22 protein-coding genes are annotated in these 16,078 nt (G+C 63.1%); 10 read left to right on the top strand and 12 right to left on the bottom strand.

What is annotated here, in order from left to right:
* The first annotated feature begins 36 nt into the window (after positions 1–36).
* Positions 37–636 carry a flavin reductase family protein gene (locus tag BM019_RS04775; RefSeq protein ID WP_092417722.1) on the top strand — a complete coding sequence of 200 codons (600 nt, stop codon included), beginning with the start codon at positions 37–39 and terminating at the stop codon, positions 634–636.
* A 179-nt stretch (positions 637–815) separates the two neighbouring features.
* Here the strand turns inward: BM019_RS04775 and BM019_RS04770 are convergent, their stop codons facing one another.
* Positions 816–1,700 (bottom strand): LysR family transcriptional regulator, encoded by an 885-nt coding sequence (locus tag BM019_RS04770; protein ID WP_053262642.1) that lies wholly within the window; start codon positions 1,698–1,700, stop codon positions 816–818.
* Positions 1,701–1,796: 96 nt separating this feature from the next.
* On the opposite strand from BM019_RS04770, the gene BM019_RS04765 reads away from it, so the two are divergent.
* Positions 1,797–3,200, top strand: a complete 1,404-nt coding sequence (locus BM019_RS04765) for an MFS transporter (RefSeq protein WP_092417721.1) — start codon at positions 1,797–1,799, stop codon at positions 3,198–3,200.
* A 190-nt stretch (positions 3,201–3,390) separates the two neighbouring features.
* Here the strand turns inward: BM019_RS04765 and BM019_RS04760 are convergent, their stop codons facing one another.
* From BM019_RS04760 to BM019_RS04750, 3 genes are all read right to left on the bottom strand, one after another.
* Positions 3,391–3,780: a cupin domain-containing protein gene (locus BM019_RS04760; RefSeq protein ID WP_009045608.1), complete on the bottom strand. Its 390-nt coding sequence runs from the start codon at positions 3,778–3,780 to the stop codon at positions 3,391–3,393.
* Between the two features lie 89 nt (positions 3,781–3,869).
* Positions 3,870–4,679 carry an AraC family transcriptional regulator gene (locus BM019_RS04755; protein ID WP_092417720.1) on the bottom strand — a complete coding sequence of 270 codons (810 nt, stop codon included), beginning with the start codon at positions 4,677–4,679 and terminating at the stop codon, positions 3,870–3,872.
* A 67-nt stretch (positions 4,680–4,746) separates the two neighbouring features.
* Positions 4,747–5,088, bottom strand: coding sequence for a DUF190 domain-containing protein (locus BM019_RS04750; protein ID WP_062824613.1), 342 nt, complete (start codon positions 5,086–5,088; stop codon positions 4,747–4,749).
* Between the two features lie 154 nt (positions 5,089–5,242).
* On the opposite strand from BM019_RS04750, the gene BM019_RS04745 reads away from it, so the two are divergent.
* From BM019_RS04745 to BM019_RS04720, 6 genes are read left to right on the top strand one after another with little or no spacing between them, the layout of a single operon-like run.
* A complete protein-coding gene (locus tag BM019_RS04745) occupies positions 5,243–5,800 on the top strand; it encodes a DUF2975 domain-containing protein (protein ID WP_053262637.1) in 558 nt (185 codons plus the stop codon).
* A gap of 7 nt (positions 5,801–5,807) precedes the next feature.
* Entirely contained in the window at positions 5,808–6,020 is a 213-nt protein-coding gene (locus BM019_RS04740; RefSeq protein WP_009050838.1) for a helix-turn-helix domain-containing protein, read from the top strand.
* A 43-nt stretch (positions 6,021–6,063) separates the two neighbouring features.
* Entirely contained in the window at positions 6,064–6,705 is a 642-nt protein-coding gene (locus tag BM019_RS04735; protein ID WP_009045604.1) for a LysE family transporter, read from the top strand.
* Positions 6,706–6,754: 49 nt separating this feature from the next.
* Positions 6,755–7,234 carry a GNAT family N-acetyltransferase gene (locus BM019_RS04730; protein ID WP_092417719.1) on the top strand — a complete coding sequence of 160 codons (480 nt, stop codon included), beginning with the start codon at positions 6,755–6,757 and terminating at the stop codon, positions 7,232–7,234.
* Positions 7,235–7,280: 46 nt separating this feature from the next.
* Positions 7,281–8,375 (top strand): D-alanine--D-alanine ligase, encoded by a 1,095-nt coding sequence (gene ddlA, locus BM019_RS04725; protein ID WP_053262634.1) that lies wholly within the window; start codon positions 7,281–7,283, stop codon positions 8,373–8,375.
* 15 nt (positions 8,376–8,390) lie between these two features.
* The gene (locus tag BM019_RS04720) at positions 8,391–8,744 is read left to right on the top strand and encodes a gamma-glutamylcyclotransferase family protein (protein ID WP_009045601.1); all 354 of its coding nucleotides are present in this window, start codon (positions 8,391–8,393) and stop codon (positions 8,742–8,744) included.
* A gap of 9 nt (positions 8,745–8,753) precedes the next feature.
* Here the strand turns inward: BM019_RS04720 and BM019_RS04715 are convergent, their stop codons facing one another.
* The 3 genes from BM019_RS04715 to BM019_RS30965 form a co-directional block, all read right to left on the bottom strand.
* A complete protein-coding gene (locus BM019_RS04715; protein WP_225970745.1) occupies positions 8,754–9,335 on the bottom strand; it encodes a hypothetical protein in 582 nt (193 codons plus the stop codon).
* 81 nt (positions 9,336–9,416) lie between these two features.
* Positions 9,417–10,133 carry a purine nucleoside phosphorylase YfiH/LACC1 family protein gene (locus BM019_RS04710; RefSeq protein WP_092417718.1) on the bottom strand — a complete coding sequence of 239 codons (717 nt, stop codon included), beginning with the start codon at positions 10,131–10,133 and terminating at the stop codon, positions 9,417–9,419.
* 107 nt (positions 10,134–10,240) lie between these two features.
* Positions 10,241–10,408: a MerR family DNA-binding transcriptional regulator gene (locus tag BM019_RS30965; RefSeq protein WP_274306884.1), complete on the bottom strand. Its 168-nt coding sequence runs from the start codon at positions 10,406–10,408 to the stop codon at positions 10,241–10,243.
* Positions 10,409–10,625: 217 nt separating this feature from the next.
* Here BM019_RS30965 and BM019_RS04700 point away from each other — a divergent pair, with 217 nt between their 5' ends.
* Together BM019_RS04700 and BM019_RS04695 are read left to right on the top strand one after the other, a co-directional pair.
* Positions 10,626–11,378: a hypothetical protein gene (locus BM019_RS04700; protein WP_139217359.1), complete on the top strand. Its 753-nt coding sequence runs from the start codon at positions 10,626–10,628 to the stop codon at positions 11,376–11,378.
* Positions 11,378–11,815 (top strand): hypothetical protein, encoded by a 438-nt coding sequence (locus tag BM019_RS04695; protein ID WP_085532456.1) that lies wholly within the window; start codon positions 11,378–11,380, stop codon positions 11,813–11,815. The genes BM019_RS04700 and BM019_RS04695 overlap by 1 nt, the downstream gene beginning before the upstream one ends.
* A gap of 52 nt (positions 11,816–11,867) precedes the next feature.
* On the opposite strand, the gene BM019_RS04690 is transcribed toward BM019_RS04695, so the two are convergent.
* The 5 genes from BM019_RS04690 to ggt form a co-directional block, all read right to left on the bottom strand.
* Complete coding sequence (locus BM019_RS04690) at positions 11,868–12,239, bottom strand: helix-turn-helix domain-containing protein (RefSeq protein ID WP_092417716.1); 372 nt, start codon at positions 12,237–12,239, stop codon at positions 11,868–11,870.
* Positions 12,240–12,244: 5 nt separating this feature from the next.
* Positions 12,245–12,547, bottom strand: coding sequence for a type II toxin-antitoxin system HigB family toxin (locus tag BM019_RS04685; protein WP_009045597.1), 303 nt, complete (start codon positions 12,545–12,547; stop codon positions 12,245–12,247).
* Between the two features lie 100 nt (positions 12,548–12,647).
* Positions 12,648–12,944, bottom strand: coding sequence for a DUF3077 domain-containing protein (locus BM019_RS04680; RefSeq protein WP_007926256.1), 297 nt, complete (start codon positions 12,942–12,944; stop codon positions 12,648–12,650).
* A gap of 601 nt (positions 12,945–13,545) precedes the next feature.
* Positions 13,546–14,046 carry a GNAT family N-acetyltransferase gene (locus BM019_RS04675; RefSeq protein WP_092417715.1) on the bottom strand — a complete coding sequence of 167 codons (501 nt, stop codon included), beginning with the start codon at positions 14,044–14,046 and terminating at the stop codon, positions 13,546–13,548.
* 176 nt (positions 14,047–14,222) lie between these two features.
* Entirely contained in the window at positions 14,223–16,061 is a 1,839-nt protein-coding gene (ggt, locus tag BM019_RS04670; RefSeq protein ID WP_092417714.1) for a gamma-glutamyltransferase, read from the bottom strand.
* Between the last annotated feature and the right edge of the window lie 17 nt (positions 16,062–16,078).

Below are 16,078 nucleotides of genomic sequence, written 5' to 3'. Positions count from 1 at the left end.
CGCTACAATCGGCGTTTTTCTCCTGGAGCCTTCCCCATGAGCCCATCCCATCGTCGTCCGGTTCCGCTGGCCAAGGCCTACCGTCTGCTCAACCACGGGCCGACCGTGCTGGTCAGCGCCACCCATGGCGGCCAGCGCAACATCATGGCCGCGGCCTGGGCCATGCCGCTGGATTTCGAGCCGCCGAAAGTCGCCGTGGTGCTCGACAAGTCCACCTGGACCCGGCAACTGCTGGAAGCCTCCGGTACCTTCGTGCTCAACGTGCCGTGCGCCGCCCAGGTCGATATCGTGCAGACCGTGGGCTCCACTTCCGGCCTGGAACTGAACCGCGACCAGGGCCGCGACAAGTTCGAGTGCTATGGCCTGGCGACCTTCGCCGGTGAGCTGATCGACGCGCCGCTGCTCGAGGGTTGCGTGGCCTGGCTCGAATGCCGGCTGCTGCCGGAACCGCACAACCATGAACGCTACGACTTGTTCCTCGGCGAGGTCATCGCCGCCCAGGCCGATGAGCGAGTGTTCAGCGACGGCCGCTGGCATTTCACCGGGCACGATGCCTTGCGCACCCTGCACCATGTGGCGGGCGGGCATTTCCTGACGATTGGCGATGCGCTGGATGGCAAGACCCTGGCGTCGTGAACGGCAATACACCGCTGAACTCTCCTGTAGCCGCTGCCGAGCCCGCGAGGCTGCGATCGATCGCGTAGCGGTCGCCAACCAGGCGCCGCATTCATCCAGCTAAACCGCGTGCGCAGGTTTGGCGAGGACTGCGTCCTCGAACGCAGCCTCGCTTCGCTCGACAGCGGCTACAGGCGGGCTTACCAGCTGACGGTGTTCAGGGCGTCGGCGAAGACCTTGAGTTTGGGCGAGTACTGGCGCGACGGCGGGTAGACCAGCGACAGTGCCCGGCTGCGTCCGGAAAAGGCCTGCAGGATCGGCACCAGGCGGCCGTCGGCGAGGGCGTCCTCGACGGCGAAGTTCATCAACTGGGCGATGCCGAAGCCTCCCAGCACACCGTCCACCAGCGCGTCGCCGATATCGAAGATCAGCCGGCTGGGCACGCTGACATCGCGCACCTTGCCGTCGCGCATGAACTGCCAGTCCACCAGGCGCCCGCTGCGCAGGTTACGCACGGTCAGGCAGTTGTGCTGTTGCAGCTCTTCCACCGTCTGCGGCGTGCCATGGCGAGCCAGGTAGGCCGGGGATGCCACGGTGACCCAACGCAGCGGCGCCAGGGGCCGGGCGATCAGGCGTTGGTCCTGGATCTCGCCGGTGCGCAGGATGGCGTCGAAGCCTTCGTCGACGATGTCCACCAGGCGATCGGTCATCACCGCCTCGATGCTCAGGTCTGGGTATTGCTCGGTCAGGCGGCCGATCAACGGCATCACCACCTTGCGTCCGAACAGCGACGGCGTGCTGATCTTCAGCAGCCCGGTGGGCGAGTCGCGACGGTCCAGCAGCAGGCTTTCGGTCTGCGCCAGTTCGGCCAGCAGCGGCGCGGCGCGCTCCACCAGCAGCTGGCCGTCCGGGGTCAGGCTGACGCTGCGGGTGTTGCGTTGCAGCAGGCGCACGCCCAGTTGCTGCTCCAGGCGCGAAATGGCCCGCGACAGGCCGGACTGGGTCAGCCGCAGATCGCCGGCGGCGCGGGTAAAGCTGCGGGTCTCGGCGACCCGGACCAGCAAACGAACGGCGTTCAGATCCATGATTAAAGTCATCACTGAAAGAGTAATGACGGTATTTATCATCTAATCGGCATCAAAGAAACTGAGGGCCCTCTATTCACGCAAGGACTCGACACGATGCCCGCCACCTCTACAGCCAGGCCGTCCGGCTGGATGCTGCTCCTGCTGGCCAGCGCGCAACTGATCATTGCCCTGGACGCGACCATCGTCTTCGTTGCCTTGCCGGAAATCGGCAACCACCTGGGTTTTTCCGCGCAACAGCTGCAATGGGTGGTCAGTGCCTACAGCGTGGCCTTCGGCGGCTTTCTGCTGTTGGGCGGTCGGGCGGCCGACCTGCTGGGCAAACGGCGTTTCTACATCGTCGGGCAAAGCCTGTACGCGCTGGCTTCGCTGGCCGGCGGCCTGGGTGGTAGTGCGCTGCTGCTGGTGCTGGCGCGGGCGGTGCAGGGTGTCGGCGGGGCGATGCTGTTCCCGGCGACGCTGGCGCTGATCAACAGCCATTACCCCGAAGGGCCGGCGCGCAACCGGGCGTTCGCGGTGTGGAGCGCAGCCTCGGCGGCGGGCCTGGCCCTGGGCGCGCTGCTGGGGGGCGTGCTGACCCAATGGTGGGGCTGGGAGGCGGTGTTTCTGGTCAACGTACCCTTGGCTGGCGCCTGTGCCCTGTTGGCCCGGCGCTGGATTCCGGCCGATGGCCAGCGCGAGCGGGGCCGGCGTTTCGATCTCAGCGGCGCCTTGACCGTGACGGTGGGCGGCACGCTGTTGGTGTTCGCCATCGTCCAAGGCCCGGAATGGGGCTGGAGCGCACCGGCGACCCTGGGCTGCGGGGCGCTGGCGCTGTTGCTGCTCGGTGTGTTTGCCTGGATCGAACGGCGTGGCCACGACCCGCTGATGCCGCTGCGCCTGCTGGCCCATCGCGAGCTGCGCCTGGCGATGTTCCTTACCGCCTTGTTCATGAGCAGCTTCGGTGTGCAGTACTACTTCCTCGCGTTGTACTTCCAGCAGGTCTACGGCTACAGCGTGCTGCAAAGCGGCGTGGCGTTTTTGCCGGCGACGCTGCTGTGCACCGTGGGCATCTGGCTGGCCGAACGCTCGTTGCTGCGCTTCGGGCTGCGGGCGACCCTGGTCAGCGGGTTGCTCCTGGGTGCGCTGGGCATTGGCGGGGTGTATGTGGCGCTGCCCGACGGGGCGGGGTTCTGGAGCCTGATGCCGGGCATCGTGGTGCTGAGCATCGGCCAGGGCATGACCTGGACCGCCATGTGGGTTTCGGCCGGGCAGGGCATTGCGCCAGGCGAGCAGGGCGTGGCGGCGGGCATTGCTTCCACCAGCCAGCAGATCGGCGGGGCGCTGGGGCTGGCGCTGCTGGTGTCCCTGGCCAATGCCGGGCTGGGCGGCTCACAGGCCGTCGGCATCGAGCAGGCGGTAGGTGCCAGCGCCTTGCTCGCCCTGTTGGGGGCGCTGCTGGCTCTGCGTTTGCGAGTGCCGACAGGCCAAGGCCTGGCGGCAGCCGCCGAACGCGGTTGAGCGGCCGCCGATGACGGTGCTGTAGCCGCTGCCGAGCACCGCGAGGCTGCGAACGAGGACGCAGTCCTCGCCAAACCTGCGCATGCGGTTTGCCTTAGAGGAACGCATCGCCCGCCTTTACGGCCGCTGCGCTGCCGATCGCAGCCTCGCGTTGCTCGGCAGCGGCTACAGGGTGAGTCAGCGTGAGAGCTCAAATCCACACATCATTGGCGGCCGTGCGTTCGCCGCCTTCTTCACCGGTGTTGCGCACGCCCTTGGGTTCGATCAGCAGCAGCTTGACCTCCTGTTCGGCGTACGGCTTATGTTTCATGCCCTTGGGCACGACAAACATCTCGCCCTGGTTGATGGTCACCTGGCCGTCGGCGAAGTCGATGCGCAATTGGCCTTCGAGGACGATAAAGGTCTCGTCGGTGTGCGGGTGGTCGTGCCAGATGAAGTCCCCTTGCAGCTTCACCAGTTTGAACTGGTAGTCGTTCATTTCGGCGATGACGCGGGCTTGCCAGTGGTCGTCGAACAGGCTGAGTTTGTAGGCGAAATTCAGGCTCTGGTAAGTGATGGGCGTGGTGTTGGCCGGGTTCATGCTGCGGCTCCGTAAAGAGGGGATCGGGCCTCTACGGTAATCAGCGCGGTGCTGCAGTTCTTGTACGATTGTGCGTGCCGGGGCGGCGTTCAGCGGCCGTGCATTTTCAGCCAGCGCGCCGGCGGCAGGCCGTAGGTCTTGCTGAATTGCCGGGTCATGTGGCTCTGGTCGGTGAAGCCGGCCAACAGCGCCGCGCTGACCAGCGACTGGCCTTGCAGCAACAGAGCCCGCACCAGGTCCAGGCGGCGCATGGTCAGGTAGCGATAGGGGCTGGTGCCGAACAGCAGGCGAAAGTCCCGCGACAGGCTCCAGCGGTCGCGACCGCTGTGGGTGGCCAGTTCGTCGAGGGTGATGCTCTGGTCCAGGACGCTGTGCATGTATTCCCGCGCGCGCTCCGCGGCCTGATAGTCGAAGCGCTGCGCCGGCCGGGAAACGCCGGACACGGCATTCAGCGCATGGGCCAGGTCGAACAGCGCGTCTTCCTGTTCCAGCGGGTCCAGCGGGCTTTCCATGCTGCGCAGCAAGGTGTCGGTGGCGGCGAACAAGCGTGGGTCGGTGGACAGGCCGTTCTTGATGAAGGGCAGCGGCTGGCCGCCGAGGATCTGCTGGATCAGCGCCGGCTCGATATACAACATGCGGTAATGGAAACCGTCCTGGGTGCCGGCTTCGCCGTCGTGGACTTCATCCGGATGCAGCACCATGGTCCCGCCCGGCAGGTTATGGCGCCAGCCGCCGCGGTACTGGAAGCTCTGCACCCCCGACAGCGTGCGGCCGATGGCGTAGGTGTCGTGACGGTGCAGGTCGTAGCCATGCCCGGCGAAAAACGCCTCGATACGCTCCAGCCCCCGGGCGGGAGGCGCGCGGTGGACCCAGTCTTTTCGGGGGGCGGGCTTGCCCATGAAACTGTCCTCGACACAACGTCAGGCCCGTACGGTAACCCAGGCGCGTGCGACTGTCTTCAGCGCGTCATCCGCCCGCGTCGGCTTTCCTGGCCTCTTTGCCGAGGGTGCCGAACTCGATCGGCGTCTTGATGTAGAACAGCGCAATGTCCTCGTCCTCCAGGCGTTCGAACAGCCGGGCCGACTCCTCTTCGGAGAGTGCCAGGCGCACCTCGATGGGCTGGTCGGCCAGTTCGAAAAAGTGTGCGGAGTGCAGCCGGCCGGTGTGGCCGAAGCCTTCGATGGCGGTGCTCATGGTCGCGCCGCGCAGGCCCAGTTCATTGGCCAGGTCGACGAGCCAGTCACCCAGCATTTTGCCGTGGTAGCGGCGGTTTTGCTGGGTGAAGAAAATCACCAGGAAACCGTTCATGAGCGTTCTCCAATGGCCTCCATTACTTTCAGCATAGCCCCGGGGGTATCGCTGGGCTTATGAATTGAATGATCGATAAACAGAAATTAATTATTGTTTTACGATAATTAATTCTTTATGGTTTCTCCCACATTCCTTCCTCTGGAGCCTTCCCATGACGTCCCAAGGTCTTGCCCGGTTCAGCCAGCGCATGTCGGCTGTCACCCTGTTACTGATCATTGCCATGCTGCTGCTCAACGCGGCGCTGTGGCTGTTTCCGCAGTTGAGCGCGGAAAATGGCTATGGGTTCGGGTTTGGCCTGAGCAATGGCCTGTCGAGCCATCTGGCTGCCGGTGCCGCTTTTCCCTGGTGGCAAACCCTGGGCGGTATTTTGCTGTCGAGCATCCCCCTGCTGGCGCTGGCCTATGGCTTGAGCCATCTGCGCCGGCTGTTCCAGAGCTATGCCCGTGGCGAGTATTTTTCCTGTGCCGCGGCGGTGCACCTGGGCAAGGTCGGCCGGGGCGTGGGGCTGTGGGTGTTGCTGGATTTTCTCTGCGAGCCGTTGCTCAGTGTCTGGGTCACCCTGAACGCGCCAGTGGGCGAACGCCTGATCAGTCTCAGCATCACTGCCCCGACCTTTGTCGCGCTGTTTTTGGCTGCGTGCATTTCCATCATCGCGCGTATCCTCTGGCAGGCCAGTGAAGTGGATTCGGAAAACCGCGCCTTCGTGTGAGATCAGTATGTCAATTGTCATTCAGCTGGACGTGATGCTGGCCCGGCGCAAGGTCAAATCCAAGGACCTCGCCGCGGCGATCGGCATCACCGAGGCCAACCTGTCCCTGCTCAAGCAGGGCAAGGTCAAGGGCCTGCGGCTCGCGACCCTGGACGCGATCTGCCAATACCTGGAGTGTCAGCCGGGAGACCTGTTGATCCATGAGCCCGAGGTGGAGTAGCGTCAGCGTCCCCCCCCTCATGTGACAAAAGGCGGTCTGTGTCATGGCGCTTGAACATTGGCTGTATGCCGGCCCGCTGCTGTCGCTGGCGTTGCTCTGGACCGTGGCCGTGGTCACACCGGGGCCGAATTTCTTTACCACGGCGCAACTGGCCGCCAGCTGTTCGCGCCGGCATGGCATGACCGCGGCGCTGGGCGTCGCCACCGGCACGGTGCTGTGGGGGCTGGCCGGCGGCCTGGGGATCAAGTCGCTGTTCAGCGCGGCCCCGGCCTTGTACCTGGCCTTCAAGATCGCCGGCGGCTGCTATCTGATTTACCTTGGCCTCAAGCAGTTCAGGCGCAAGCCGGCGCCGACCGGGGCTGGCAATGGCTTGCCTGGCGAGTCGGGCCGTAGCCTGTTCTCGGCCTATCGCCTGGGCTTTCTCGGCAATATGACCAACCCCAAGTCGGCGCTGTTCGTCGCCACCATTTTCGCCACCTCGATGCCGGCGTCACCGCCGCCGTTGCTGCTGGCCCTGGCCGTGCTCACCATGGCTTCGCTGTCGTTCACCTGGTACTGCTGCGTCGCGCTGTTCTTCGCCAGCAGCCGCATGGCTGCCGTCTATAGTCGTTCACGCAAATGGCTGGACCGCTTTGCCGGCAGTTGCTACCTGCTGTTTGGCGCCCATCTGGTGGCCAATCGCTGAAGCCGGGGCTGGGCGCACGCCATGGATTTCCAGGGTCAGGAGACAGGACATGAGCTTCACTTTTCGCCCCGTGCAGGATCGGGATATTCCACGGATCTGCGGTTTTGCCCGGGATCCCGGCGAGTTGTTTTTCTTTTTCCCGGCGGCCACCTGGCCGCTGACCCACGAGCAACTGCGCGACTCCATTGCCCAGCGCTCCGATTCGACAGTGATCGAGCGGGACGGCCAGGTGCTGGGTTTCGCCAACTTCTACCAATGGGGCGCCCACGGCACCTGCACCATCGGCAATCTCATCGTCGATCCCGAGGCCCGCGGCGCCGGTGTCGCCGGGCAGTTGATCGGCGAGATGCTGCGCATCGCCCGGGACAAGCACCAGGCCGCGCAGGTGACCCTGTCCTGCTTCAATGACAACGTGGCGGGCCTGCTGCTGTATCCCAAGCTCGGTTTCGTGCCGTTCGCCATCGAAGAGCGCCGGAACAAACAAAATGAGCGGGTGGCGCTGATCCACCTGCGACATCAGCCGGCTTGAGCGGTCCGATACAAGCGCTGAACCACTTTTTTAACGGGAACAAACCATGAGCAAGCTGCGGGTCGGGATTATTTTTGGTGGCCGTTCGGCCGAACATGAAGTGTCGCTGCAATCGGCGCGCAACATCGTCGATGCGCTGGATCGCGAGCGTTTCGAGCCGGTGCTGATCGGCATTGACAAGAACGGTCACTGGCACCTCAACGACACCTCGAACTTCCTGATCAACCAGGAAAACCCGGCGCTGATCGCCCTCAACCGGTCCAACCGCGAACTGGCGGTGGTGCCGGGCAAGGCCAGCCAGCAACTGGTGGAAACCTCCAGCCAGGAACTGCTGGGCCATGTCGATGTGATTTTCCCCATCGTCCACGGCACCCTCGGCGAAGACGGTTGCCTGCAGGGTCTGCTGCGCATGGCCGACCTGCCGTTCGTGGGCTCCGACGTGCTGGGTTCGGCGGTGTGCATGGACAAGGACATCAGCAAGCGCCTGCTGCGCGATGCCGGCCTGGCGGTGACGCCCTTTATCACCCTGAACCGGGCCACCGCGGCGCGTACCGACTTTGCCCTGGCGCAGGGCAAGCTGGGCCTGCCGATGTTCGTCAAACCGGCGAACCAGGGTTCGTCCGTAGGCGTGAGCAAGGTCACCAGCGCAGCGGAGTACCACGCGGCCATCGAGCTGGCGCTGGGCTTCGATGAAAAGGTCTTGGTGGAGTCGGCGGTCAGTGGTCGCGAGATCGAATGCGCGGTGCTGGGCAACGATCAGCCGATTGCCAGCGGTTGTGGGGAAATCGTGGTCGGCAGCGGTTTTTATTCCTACGACAGCAAGTACATCGACGACCAGGCGGCCCAGGTGGTGGTGCCGGCGGACCTCAGCGAAGAGGTCAGCGAGCGCATTCGCACCCTGGCTGTCGAGGCGTTCCAGGTGCTGGGCTGTTCGGGGTTGGCGCGGGTCGATGTGTTCCTGACCCAGGGCGGCGAAGTGCTGATCAACGAGATCAATTCGCTGCCCGGCTTCACCCGCATCAGCATGTATCCGAAGCTGTGGCAGGCCGCGGGCATGACCTACAGCGAACTGGTCAGCCGCCTGATCGAGTTGGCGCTGGAACGCCATGCGGCGCGCCAGGCGTTGAAAATCAGCCGCTGAATTCCGGAGTGAACAATGAGCGTTGCCACTGAAGCGTCGCAGTACCTGTTTTCCTACGGCACCTTGCAGGACAAGGCCGTGCAACTGGCCAACTTCGGTCGCGAACTGGAGGGCAGCGCGGACGCGCTGCCGGGGTATGAACAGGCCTGGGTGCAGATCACCGACCCCCAGGTGCTGGCCACCAGCGGCAAGACCCATCACCCGATCCTGCGCCCGGGCAGCGCAGCCAGCGCGCCGATCCCGGGGACGGTGTTTCGCATTACTGCCCAGGAGCTGGCCGCGGCGGACAGCTACGAGGTGGCGGACTACAAGCGCGTGAGTGTGGTGCTGCAGTCCGGGATCGAGGCGTGGGTGTATGTGAGCGTTTGAGGCCCGGGGTCAGTTCACAGTCGTGGCCATGTAGTACAGCATCGTGCACCACAGCGTTGCTCCGAGGGCCATGAACACATAGTTGATCGGGGTGAACCGCGCGTTGCTTTCGCCCAGCGGGTCACCAGCGGCGGCGTTGAGGCCGCGCTGGCCCTTGAAGGTCACCAGCGCCTGGATCGGCAACAGCACCAGGCTGGCGATATCCAGCCACAGATTGTCGGGATGCCTTTTGGACATGCCATCAAGGCCGTGGCTGATCAGCAGTATCACTACGAACTGCGAAGCCAGGTCCCACGGTAGCCAGTCATGGCGACGGCCGTTTTTCTTGATCAGGGTATTGGCTTCGCGGTACAGCGCGTGGGTGTAGAACAGCATGAGCATGGCCCGGGCAATGGGCCACATGGGTTGTCCGCTGGCCTGCTTGAACTGCTGCCAGTTCTTATAGGCCCAGTACAGCAGGTAGAGGCCGAAGGTCAGCATGAACAGGGTCATGAACTTGGTCTTGGACACTACGTAGAAAGGGCGCTGCACGTCGCTGGCAGTGGCCAGCTGGGCTTGAGGCGGGGCATAGAGCTTGTCAGACACGATCATTCCTTTGTGGGTCTACAGGGCGCGCAAGATTAACCCGGTGCGGCGCCAAGGACCTATCGCGATAAATCTGAAGATGCGGTTTCAGGCGCGCCCGATCCAGGAATACTGGAAGGATTTTTCCTCGCCCCGGTGGCCGCGGCGGCGATAGCTGGCCAGGGTCGCGCTGGAGCAGTAGGTGCAGTGCTCGCAGTGTTCGATCTGCTCCTCATCGATGCCCGCCGCGCGCAACAGGTTCAGGGCATAGAGGCTCAGGTCGAACCACAGCGAGTCCGGCCGGGTCGGCGCTGGCGGGGCAATCTCCGGGGGCAGCAGTGGCGCGGGGCGCTGCTGGCTCCAGGGTGTCTGCTCCGGCGACCACAGGTGGCCTTGGCTGGCCGACAGGGTGTTAATGAAATCCGGGCTGACTTCGTAGCAGCAAGGCTTGATCGACGGGCCGAACGCCACCCGCAACTGATGGGCGGCGATGCCCTTGGCGGCGAAGTGCTGCAGCACATTGTCGATGATGCCGCCGTGCAAGCCTTTCCAGCCGGCATGGACCGCGGCGACCCACGAGGCGTCCTCGCTGCTGATCAGCAGCGGCAGGCAGTCGGCGGTGATCACCGCAATGGGGCGACCGGTGCGGGTGAACACCGCGTCGCCGCGGATGATGCCGCTCGGCAGGGTGGTGCTGGCCTCCACCACCTCGCCGGTGTGGGCCTGGGAGCAGAAGAACAGGTTGGCGGGCTTTGTCGCCCCGATACGCGAAAACTCGTGACGGATGCCCGGTATCTGCTTCAACACTGGCGCCTGGAAACTCATCGGACCTTCGCTCTGTTGCCTTGGACTGCTACAGAGCATAGCGGGATCATGAGTCCTTTTGCTGACAGAGGCCTGTCAACTGGTCGGCAGCTCGTCCGATCGCGGCATCAGTTTTTCAGCGGGATATAGCGTTCGACCATCTGCTCCGGCTTGTAGTAGCGATAACCGTTGTCCTGCCCGGTCAGCGACGGGGTGAACAGACCGATGCTGTCGTAGTGGCGCAAGGTCTTGGTGGTGAGGCCATGACAGCGGGCCATTTGACCGATGGTGAGCATGCAAACGTCCTTTTTTGTGGTGAAGGTCGAGCGGCACTTTAGGGGTTTACCTAGGGGCAAACTCAAGGCTGTTCCAGGGTGTTTTTTAAGTGTCCGAGAATCTTTCAGAGAAGTCTGGAGGGTGAATAGGCGCGGGATGACAGCCAGGTTTTGTTCATAACCCTATAACGCGTAAGTGCTGAGCATTGGCGCTTTGTATTTCTATGTGGGTATGAACATGAAACGACTGGTTTGCCATCTAGATGTTGGGGGGTATTCCCTGACGCAAATAGAAAGCCCTTTTTTTGCGCTTTATGAGGTTAAGCGAGCACTGGCAGAACCAGAGGGGTTAACGGGACTGCGCGATCTGTTTGAGGCTTGTGGATTGTCAGTTGGGCAAAACTACACCGAGCAAGACCGGTGCAAGGTTCTGGAAAAAGTTGAATCGGGTGATTGGTTGATGGTGTCGGATGATCCCTTCAGCCCCCTGAGCGCTGATACGTTTGGTAAATACTCAAACCTCTCGGGCAGGACGTTCTCTTTGGGGAGTTACACCTTGCGCCAGCTTTCCGCCTCGGATTTGCCATTGGTTCAGGGTGAGGTGCTCACGCTGGAGAGGGTGGCGACAGATTCTCAGAAGGTAGACGGTCCGGGCAAATGGGTTCTCAAGAAAATTGATTACGATGGTGTCAGGAATTCATTAGTGGTCTTTGCCAACCGGCTGACTTCATTTGGCGAGGAGGGGCGGATGTTTTTGGGAGAGGGAAAGGATTTTATGAATACTTCCCGAACCTTGATTCAAGAGTGGGTACCTCTCACTGAGGAAGAGCGTCATTTTTCACATCAGTCTTCTGTTCATCGATATGGCGAGTTGCGTCATATCAGTCAGCGCTTCATTGAAGGGGCAGACAGCTGGCCTGTCTCTGGGAGTGCCTGGCACTGGCAGCCAGTGACCGCTGACGTTGTCTATGAGTACAAAAAGGAGTGGTAATGTTTTTTTTCAGGAAGCTGAGCCGGACCCGAATCTGGCAGTTTTGGGGCGGGCTCGATGTGCTCTATTTGTTGTGGTACGTCACGAGCAGTGTACGGCTGGGCAAGACTCCGTTCTGGAATGACCTGACTGTGGCGACTGAAGTGCTCAAGGATCATGGAACCGCTGCTGTGGTTATGGTGATGATCAATTGGGGTTTGCAGCTATCGATAGTCGTCAGCGCTTTCCTGTTTCTGTTTCAGCGCAAAGAAGCCAAGTGGCTGGGGCTTGCACAAATCCCTTTGCGTTTGGTGTTTGTCGTGCCGTCTTTTTCCGTGCTTCTGATCGGCGCGTATCTTTTCCCGAACTACAACCCGCTGATGCTGCTGGGGATGATTGTGCTGTCTGAAATCATCAAGGGCTGGAGTTTATGCGCGATCAGGAATAACCCCCGCTAAGGGCGAGGGTGCAAGGCCTGAGTCATTGGAGCCTGATCGAGGATAGAACCGCTCAGACCGACTTCACCGGCTTGATCAGGCTCTCGGCGGGGATGCCGAACAGTTGGTGCAGTTTCCAGATCATTGGCAGGGTCAGGGCGCGTTTGCCGTTGAGCACTTCGTAGACCCGGTTGGTTCGGCCGATGGCGGGAGCCAGGTCGGCGGCCGACAGGCCCGATTGCTCCATGCGGAATTTGATGGCATCGATCGGGTTGGGCAGGTCGACCGGGAAGTGCTTGGCTTCATAGGCTTCGATCAGGGTGATCATCACGTCGAAGTAGTCGCCTTCTGCGGTGCCGGGTTCGGGCTCGTTATCGAACAGTACGGACACCTGCTTGAGCGCCGCGCGGTAATCCTGGTCGGTGTGGATGGGGCGAATCTGCATGCTCGTTACTCCATTTCAACGCGGTCGGCGTCGATGGCATCGTACTGCTGGTGAGTGCCAACGAACTTGATGTAGAGGGCGCCAAAGCGGTAAGCCACGGCGACTACCAAGCGGTAGTCATTGCCTTTGATGTTGAACACCACGCGACGGCTTTTAAGAATGCTGGCGCTGCAAAACTGCTCCTTGATCTGTGCCGGGTTGGACCAGTTGGCGTTGCGCGCTTCATCGATCCAGGCCAGAAGCGGTTGTTCGACATCCGGGTGCTGTTCCCAGAACGTCTTCAAATGACTGACGGCGATAATCCTCATGGCTCGAAATCCTAGTCCCGTCATGGGACTTAAGCAATGGGGTGAGAGAGGAAGGCGATGGACGGATAGTCATCGAGGCTACCCGTCCCAGAGGTGTTGCTTAGTGTCGATCAGCGCCTGCTGTCATCGCGGTGTGCACATCATCCATCACCGCTTTACCCATCTCACCCAGGTAATGTGCCGCCCAAGCATAGCGGTCCGCCTGTGGTTCCATGGCCGCGTCCAGGGTCAACTGTTTTGCCAGATGTAGCAGCAACGAAGCGTGTTCCAGGGCGTCGGCCAGGGGCACGTCGGCGTTGACCCGCAGCAGCGGGCGTTGGCCTTCGCCACAATTGGCAAAGGTTATTTCGCCGAGGGTGTGCAGGGAGGAAGGGGACGGATTGAGGGTGTGTTTCATGGTGACGAATCCTTTCGTTTGAGGGGATCACCACCGTCTGCCGCCAAGCAGATTAGGGTGGCGAATTGCACAAGGTTGGCGGACCGGCACGAAAGGAACCGGCACCCCCGGAGGGGTCCCTGCGCAATCCGCCATTACACAAAAATGCGGGCACAAAAAAAGCGCCTGCATTCGTGTTTGGGCGCTATTGCGCCTTTCGTGATTCGGGCCGCCAAGCCCGTTCGCTGATCTGACAGCGACGGGGCGAAGGATAGCGGGGAGGGAAGAGCGTCGCAACGGCATTGCTGCGACATTCTGTGACGACAATCAGACCGCGCAGATGGCGTGGCGCATCAGGTGAAAGCTCATTGGCCCCTGTAGCCGCTGCCGAAGGCTGCGATAAGGCCCGAAGGGCCTTCGGCGTCAGTAAGATCGCAGCGCCCGTTCCGGTCGATCGCAGCCTTCGGCAGCGGCTACCCAAAAGGCTTAACGCACCAGTCGAAGGCCCACTGGTTCCTGTAGCCGCTGCCGAAGGCTGCGATAGGACCGAAGGTCCTCCAGCGGTCGCAAGATTCCTGCGCCCCCTGCGGGGTCGTTCGCAGCCTCGCGGGCTCGGCAGCGGCTACAGGCCGGTGTTCAGTGCCTTGGCCATTTCCGCGGTGGCCGCCCAGCCCAATCCGGCATACACCGGCTTGCCCACCTCGGTCGCATGCAGCACGGCAAAGCTTAGCCCGCGCTGGATGAATTCGGCTTCCGCCAGCTTCATCAGCGCCGAGGCCAGCCCTCGGCGCCGGTAGGCGGGTTCGACGTACACATTGAGCACATAACCGCGCTGGTCCTGGGTCGGATGGGCCGGGTGGGGCGGCCAGTCGATGCTCATCAAACCAATGGCCGCCACCGGTTGCTGGCCGTCCAGCAGGGCAAAGCCGTAGTAGCGGCCATCGGGCAAACGCTCGCGCAGCCAGGGGCGGAAGTGTTCGCTCATCACTTGCAGGGCCGCGGGTTCGCCTCCCGCTTCGAGGAACATCGCCTCGCGGTGCCGGCAGACCAGTTCGAGGTCGTCGGCCACCAGTCGGCGCACGGTCAAGCCGGAAAAATCGATACCGCCGGGAATCTGCTTCATCGCCTGCACCTCGGCCAAAAAAAAACTGATGCTAGGAGCGATCAAAAGACTGTGTCAGACACAGAACCCAGGAAAAATCGGCATACAGCATTCACCCCCCATGCCTGCGCTGCGCGGCGTGAAAAATAAAAAGGGCCCACCTCGCGGCAAGCCCTTTGGGTTTTCCTGCGTTGGCCTCAATCCCCCAGCGCTGCGCCTTCACGGCGTGGATCGGCGCCACCGGCCCATGAAGTTTTACCCTGGGCATCGCGCACCCGCACGATCGCCTGGGTGCCGCTGGTCATGTCGATGTCGCTCAGCTCATGCCCCTTGGCTTTCAGCGCCGCTTTCAACCCTGGGGTGAACTGGCCTTGTTCCAGCTCGGTCGGGCCGTTGCGGCTGCCGAAGTTGGGCAGGCTGATGGCGGCTTGCGGGTCTAGGTTCCAGTCGAGCATGCCGATCACTGACTTGGCCACGTACTCGATGATCTGCGAGCCGCCCGGCGAGCCGACGGTGGCCAGCAGTTCACCGCTGTCGCGGTCGAAGACCAGGGTCGGCGCCATGGACGAGCGTGGGCGCTTGCCCGGCTGCACGCGGTTGGCCACCGGCTGGCCGTTCTCTTCGGGGATGAAGGAGAAGTCGGTCATCTGGTTGTTGAGCATGAAGCCCTGGACCATCAGGTGCGAGCCGAAGGCGGCTTCCACGGTGGTGGTCATGGACACCGCGCCGCCCTGGTCATCCACCGCCACCACTTGCGAGGTGGAGATGCGCATCGGCGAGCGGTCCGGGGCGTAGGCCACCTGGATGCCCTGGGGCTTGCCGGGCTCGGCCTTGGCCATGCTGCGCTCGCCGATCAAGGCAGCGCGCTGGGCCAGGTATCGCGGGGCGACCAGGCCGGCGATCGGCACCGGGGCGAAGTCCGAGTCCGCCACGTACAACGCGCGGTCGGCGTAGGCCAGGCGTTCGGCTTCGGCGATCAGGTGCACGGCTTCAGGCGCCGGTTCGAGGCCGGCCGGCAGATGGGTCTTGGCCGGCTTCAACGGTGGCAGCGCATAACGCGGGTCGCGGGCTTCCAGCGCCTGCAGGGTGCCGAGGATCTGCGCCAGGGCGATACCGCCCGACGAAGGCGGCGGCATGCCGCAGACCTGCCAGCGCTTGTAGTCGGTGCACAGCGGTTCGCGCTCCTTGGCGCGGTAGCCTTGCAGGTCGTTGAGCGACAGGCTGCCCGGGTTGGCGTGGCCCTGCACCTTGGCGACGATTTCCCGGGCGACCGGCCCTTGGTACAGAGCGTTCGGGCCTTCCTTGGCGATGCGTTCGAGCACGGCGGCCAGCTGCGGGTTCTTCAGCAGGGTGCCGACGGCTTTCGGCGTGCCATCGGCCTGCAGGAAGTAGGCGGCCATGTCCGGCGATTTCGCCAGGTACGGATCGGCGACGATCATGCTGTGCAGGCGCGGGGAGATCGGGAAACCCTGGTCCGCCAGGCGAATCGCCGGCTCGAACAGCTGCGCCCACGGCAGGCGGCCGTGTTTTTTATGGGCCAGTTCCAGGGCGCGCAGTACACCGGGGGTGCCCACCGAGCGTCCGCCGATCTGTGCCTGGGGGAACGGCATGGGCTTGCCGTCGGCTTGCAGGAACAACTTTTCGGTGGCCCCGGCCGGCGCGGTTTCGCGACCGTCGTACGTGCGCACCGCCTTGCCGTCCCAGAGCACGATCAAGGCGCCGCCGCCGATCCCCGACGACTGCGGCTCCACCAGGGTCAGCACCGCTTGCATGGCAATCGCCGCATCGATGGCCGAACCACCCTTGCGCAACATTTCGCGCCCGGCTTCGGCCGCCAACGGGTTGGCCGCGGCCGCCATATGCCGGTCGGCGTGCTGCACTTGCAGGTCGGTGCGATAACCCGAAGCGATTTCCGGGGCGGGGGGCAGGGCGGTGTGGGAAGGGGCGGAAGCGTTGCAGGCGGCGAGGCTTAAGGCCACGGCTAGCAACGAGAAACTGGCAAGCCGGCGGTGACGCGGATTGAGGGTCGAGAACACGCGTTGAACTCCGTTCA

Origin of the sequence: Pseudomonas sp. NFPP07 (genome assembly GCF_900115645.1) — a bacterium.
GTDB classification, from domain to species: domain Bacteria; phylum Pseudomonadota; class Gammaproteobacteria; order Pseudomonadales; family Pseudomonadaceae; genus Aquipseudomonas; species Aquipseudomonas chlororaphis.
This window is presented reverse-complemented; position numbering and strand designations above follow the sequence as displayed.